Annotated in this window: 6 protein-coding genes and 1 pseudogene; 6 read left to right on the forward strand and 1 reads right to left on the reverse strand. The window is 25.8% G+C overall.

Going from position 1 to position 5125, the window contains the following annotated elements; genetic code table 11:
* From OC710_RS02450 to OC710_RS02475, 6 genes and pseudogenes are all read left to right on the forward strand, one after another.
* Positions 1 to 241: pseudogene (locus OC710_RS02450) on the forward strand (reverse transcriptase domain-containing protein); the annotation flags it as partial.
* A 47-nt stretch (positions 242 to 288) separates the two neighbouring features.
* Positions 289 to 861, forward strand: coding sequence for a signal peptidase I (locus tag OC710_RS02455; protein ID WP_051049957.1), 573 nt, complete (start codon positions 289 to 291; stop codon positions 859 to 861).
* A 51-nt stretch (positions 862 to 912) separates the two neighbouring features.
* Positions 913 to 1587 carry a uracil-DNA glycosylase gene (locus OC710_RS02460; protein WP_004995031.1) on the forward strand — a complete coding sequence of 225 codons (675 nt, stop codon included), beginning with the start codon at positions 913 to 915 and terminating at the stop codon, positions 1585 to 1587.
* Positions 1588 to 2314: 727 nt separating this feature from the next.
* Positions 2315 to 2755 (forward strand): ribonuclease HIII, encoded by a 441-nt coding sequence (locus OC710_RS02465; RefSeq protein WP_004995028.1) that lies wholly within the window; start codon positions 2315 to 2317, stop codon positions 2753 to 2755.
* A gap of 706 nt (positions 2756 to 3461) precedes the next feature.
* The gene (locus OC710_RS02470; protein WP_004995027.1) at positions 3462 to 3737 is read left to right on the forward strand and encodes a hypothetical protein; all 276 of its coding nucleotides are present in this window, start codon (positions 3462 to 3464) and stop codon (positions 3735 to 3737) included.
* 83 nt (positions 3738 to 3820) lie between these two features.
* Positions 3821 to 4240 carry an HIT family protein gene (locus OC710_RS02475; RefSeq protein WP_004995025.1) on the forward strand — a complete coding sequence of 140 codons (420 nt, stop codon included), beginning with the start codon at positions 3821 to 3823 and terminating at the stop codon, positions 4238 to 4240.
* A 147-nt stretch (positions 4241 to 4387) separates the two neighbouring features.
* On the opposite strand, the gene ruvB is transcribed toward OC710_RS02475, so the two are convergent.
* Positions 4388 to 5125 (reverse strand): Holliday junction branch migration DNA helicase RuvB (ruvB, locus tag OC710_RS02480; protein ID WP_304514998.1); only part of this gene is annotated, 738 nt, incomplete at its 5' end.

The raw sequence follows: 5125 nt of genomic DNA on the forward strand, positions 1-5125 counted from the left end.
TAAAGGAATAGATTATATTATCAAAATCGACTTAAAAGGTTACTTTGATACCATTAATCATGAGATTCTGATGAGAACCTTCAATCAGTTCATCAAAAAGCATAAAACGCTCTCAAACATTAACAAATGGTTGAAAGCCGGTTTCATGAAAGATGGCATCAAATATGAATCTTTATCAGGCTCTCCTCAAGGAGGAATTATTTCTCCTTTGTTGGCGAATGTATATTTATATATAAAGAAATTTTTTCAGAATAATTTTAAAGAATGGGGCATAATGGTGATTTTATAATGGGCTTTATAAAATATAAAAGGTATTTTAGGTTAAGTATAATTAGAAATATTATTTATTATTTTTTTAATCTATTTTTATTTTTTTTAGTTATATTTTTATTATGTAATTTAATTTTAGATAAAGAAAATACTACTAAAATTTTTCGTTTTAATTTTTCTCGAGTATCTAGTGATAGCATGTTACCTAAAATGCGTGTTGATGATATAGTTTTTTTTACTTTATTAGATGAAGATAAATGTAAACTTTTAAAAACAAGTAATCCCGGAAAATTAGATGGAGATATAATTATATTCAAAGCAGATTCTTCTGAATTTGCTTATTTAAAAGATAGTTTTATTATTCATAGAGTAGTTTTTAATAATACTCAAGAAAAATATGTCACTACGAAGGGTGATAATAATTCTTTTGTTCAAAAATTTGAAGAAAAAATTCCTTATCATAATATTTTTTATAAATATTCTTTTAAAATTCCTTATGAAATAACTTATATACTAATATGGAGTATGATTTTATTATTATTTTACTTTATTATTTTCGATGAATCTTCATCTAATGATAATTTAGTTTAAAACTTTAATTAGCTATTTTAGATTATTATTTTATTAAAAGGTTTATTATATATGGGTGATAATATTATTTTTCCTAATATAAATTGGGAATATATTCTCAAAAAAGAACAACAAAAAGAGTATTTTATTAAAATAAAAAAATTTTTAATAACTCAATATAAATTGGGTAAGAAAATTTTGCCACATCCAAAAAATCTTTTTAATGCGTTTAAGTGTACTCCTTGGGACAAAGTAAAAGTTGTTATTTTAGGTCAGGATCCTTATCCTGGACCTAATCAAGCTCACGGTTTAGCTTTTAGCACTTTATCTTCGGATACTCCTAAAAGTTTAAAGAATATTTTTATTGAGTTACAAAATGATTTATCCATTAAAGCTTCTACGAATCAATTATTTTCTTGGGCTTATGAAGGGGTATTATTATTGAATACTATTTTAACTGTTGAAGAAGGTTTTTCTTTAAGTCATAAAAATATTGGTTGGCATATTTTTACTATTAATATATTTAATTATTTGTCTTTTAAAAAAAATATTGTTTATATTTTGTGGGGGAAACAAGCTCAAGATTATAAAAGTTATCTAAATATTAAAGATAATTTGATTATTGAAAGTAGTCATCCTTCACCACTTTCGGTTTATCGAGGTTTTTTTGGTTCTAAGCCATTTTCTCGTGCTAATGAATATTTAAAATATCATCAAAAAAAACCTATTAATTGGGATGTGCGCTGAAGAGGTTTAAATATTGTGTGATTTCCCCAATATCCAGAGAAGATAAATCCTGAAACGATACGGTCAGTAGGTTAAATTAAAGAATGACTAATTACAACAGCAGACCATAAAAGCGGATTGAGATGAAAGCCAATTAGTGTCAATATGACACCCGCCACCAAATAATTCCATGGAGAAGCCTGAAAGGGCCTAAGAAGAAAAATTGATGTAAAAATAGCTTCACTTGTTCTGTAAGTTGCTTTAATCGGATATATGGATAAAGTATTTAGTAGTTTATCATGTAAAGAAAATCTGGCATCAGCCTCTCAAAAGGAAGGTAATTCATTTAAAGAATTAAGGTAGAAATTTAGAGTAACTTGGGAAATCCGAAAACCAAGTAATTAAATTTATCCGTATCTACATTACTAGTAACAAGTGGCTGATAAAAAATGAAAATGTCATTCTATCTCTGGTATTTTGTTAATGAAAAAAACCTGGAATCTTACCACTTTTCAAGAAATACAATATTACTTATTAGTAGTTACTTCGCTTAATAAATTAATTTAGATATTTGTTTGTAAGGTTTTATAGGGGAGTGTTTAGTAAGAATATATACAATTAAAAACTAATTTTGTTTTTTAAACGTAAATAATCTATTTTTATCATAGGATTAAAAGGATTATTAATATTTTATAATTATTTGGTTCATAACAATAAATTTAACGGAATAAAAGGAGTTTTTTAATTAATGAGAGAAAATTTTCAAAATTATATCGATTATGTTGGAGCTGATGAATCAGGTAAAGGCGATGTGTTCGGACCTATAGTAGTTGGTATAGTTTATATAAGAAATGAATTAGTAGATTTTTTATTGCGAAATAATGTTAAAGATTCAAAATTATTAAGTAAAAATGCTATTTTTAAAATAGCTCCTTTTTTAATGAAACATATTGATTATGATTTTGAAATTTTACAACCTTTTGATTATAATAATTTAATTAAGAAAAAATTCAATCTTAATCATATACTTGCTTGTTTATATAATAAATTAATTTTAAGATTTTGTAATAATTTAAAATTTTCATCTTCAGTGATTATCGATCAATTTGCTACTGAATCTTGTTATTTTAATTATTTAAAAACGGAATCGAAGGTTTATCATTCTATTATGGGCGCCAAAGAGGCCTAAATATCGTGTGATTTAACCAATCACCAGTGCGATAAACACTGAAAGGCTAAGAACGGTTCTTTAAAGGAAACAATAAAGAATTACAGCAGTTCTTAAAAGCGGTTTGCGATGAAGTAGTTAGTCAAGAAGATACCGCCACCGAATGATTTTAAGGATAAGCCTGAAAGGGCCTAAGAAGCTAAGAAGATGTAATTTGATAACCTGTCTCGTAAACTACTATAAACGAGCAGTCCAGAGACTATCAACCTAAAATAATTGGGCTGGATAGTTTATCAATTAAAAACCTGGAATCTCACCATTAGTAAAATGGTTAATTCACCTAAGGAATCAAGGTTGATATTTAGAGTAACTTGGAGAATCCTAAAAGCTAGTTATTAAATTAACTAATAATGAAATAAAAGTCATTAGGCTCAAGGATAAAGCGACTTTTTAGTAGTCGGAGGAGTAAAACTTAATTTGGAATAATTAAGTTAATCGCCCTCCCAAGATGAAGGTTAACGACCTTTATAGGGCGAAAGAAGTCAGTAATTTATTGTGCAATATCATAAAGTGTTACAGGACGATTATAATCAACAACTAACCAGTGGTGACATTAAGTTAGTCTTCGTAAGAAGGTAAATTATGGCAAGCCGGATGCTTGGAAACTTGCTTGTCCGGTTTAGAGGGGGGCTGTTTGTAATAGATATCAAAAATACCAATTTTGATATTGAAACGCAAATATTCTATCTCTATATTTAAAACTAAAGCTGAATCTAAATTTTTATGTGTAGCTGCTGCTTCTATTATTGCTCGTTATTTATTCTTACAAGAGATAGAAAAATTAGGGAAAGATAATAATTTAAAATTAATTTTAGGAGCTTCTGATTTAGTCAATCAACAAATTAAATTAATTTATGAAAAATATGGTTTATCAATTTTTTATAAAATTGCTAAGATTAATTTTAAAAATATTAGTAAGAACAAATTGTTTCATTTATCTTAAATTTAAAATTGAATTTGATGGATAATTTTTAAACCTATTATTTTGAATTAAAATTTTTATAAAAAAAAGGAAAAAATTTAAATATGCATAGTATTTTTTCTAAAATAGTTGATAAACAAATACCGAGTTATATTATTTATGAAGATGATTTGGTGATGGCTTTTTTAGATATTTCTCAAGTTACTCGTGGTCACACTTTGGTTATTACTAAAAAAGTTTATGCCGATATTCAAGATGTGCCACAAGATGTTTTTTTACATTTATTCAAAATAGTTTACCAAATTAGTCACGTATTGATTAAAGCTTTTAAAGCTTCTGGTTTAAATTTAATAAATAATAATGGATCAGTGGCTGGGCAAACTATTTTTCATTATCATGTTCATATAATTCCGCGTTTTTCTAAGGATGAAATATATGTCAAATTACTAGATAATTCTTCTTATTTAAGGGAACAAGATTATAAAACGATTTTAAAACAAATAATTGATTATAATTGTAATTGATTATAAAAAAATTAAAAAAATTTTTAATTTATTTAAGGAGTGGTTAATAATTTATTAAAAATATTCATAATTTTAATAATGATATTGAATATCTTTTACAACGAATTTATTTCAATTTGATTAACAAAATAAGATTATATTAAGAAATCATATTGATTTTCGATTTAATTTATTTAGTAATTTAATAGTTAAATTAGTTGCTATACGACCTTTTGGTGTTCTTTTTATATAGCCTTTTTGTATCAAATAAGGTTCATAAACTTCTTCTATAGTAAAAATTTCTTCTCCTAAAGTAGCGGCTAAATTTTTAATTCCTACAGGGCCACCATTAAATTTAAATACTAAATTATTTAAATAATTATAATCTGTTTCATTTAATCCATTTTCATCAATTTTTAATTTTTTTAATGTTTCTAGTGTTATTTGATGAGTAATTACTTTATTAGAATATATTTCTGCAAAATCACGCGTTCTACGAAACAAACGATTAGCTATTCTAGGTGTTCCTCGACTGCGCTTTACTAATTCTGTTAATGCTTCTTCTTCTATATAGTTATTATAAACTTTAGCTGTTCTTTGCAGAATAGTTTTTAATTCTGATTCTTTATAATAATCTAATTTTAAAGTTAAACCAAATCGATCTCTTAGTGGAAAAGAGATATGTCCAAATTTGGTAGTTGCCCCTATTAAAGAAAAAGCTGATAATTTAATTCTAATAGTTCTCCTATCATAATCTTTACCAATAACAATATCTAAAGCATAATCTTCCATAGCAGAATATAGTATTTCTTCTACTGTTTTTGGTAATCGATGAATTTCGTCAATAAATAAAATCTCTCCCGTTTGTAAGCTACTTAAAATAGCAGATAAATCTCCAGCTTTTTC

Origin of the sequence: 'Vigna radiata' phytoplasma (assembly GCF_030586915.1) — a bacterium.
GTDB lineage: Bacteria > Bacillota_I > Bacilli_A > Acholeplasmatales > Acholeplasmataceae > Phytoplasma > Phytoplasma australasiaticum.

What these genes read in the sequence shown, in the direction of transcription:
- OC710_RS02455 (WP_051049957.1), top strand. Translation starts at nt 289, where the DNA reads ATGGGCTTTATAAAATATAAAAGGTATTTTAGGTTAAGTATAATTAGA.
- OC710_RS02460 (WP_004995031.1), top strand. Translation starts at nt 913, where the DNA reads ATGGGTGATAATATTATTTTTCCTAATATAAATTGGGAATATATTCTC.
- OC710_RS02465 (WP_004995028.1), top strand. Translation starts at nt 2,315, where the DNA reads ATGAGAGAAAATTTTCAAAATTATATCGATTATGTTGGAGCTGATGAA.
- OC710_RS02475 (WP_004995025.1), top strand. Translation starts at nt 3,821, where the DNA reads ATGCATAGTATTTTTTCTAAAATAGTTGATAAACAAATACCGAGTTAT.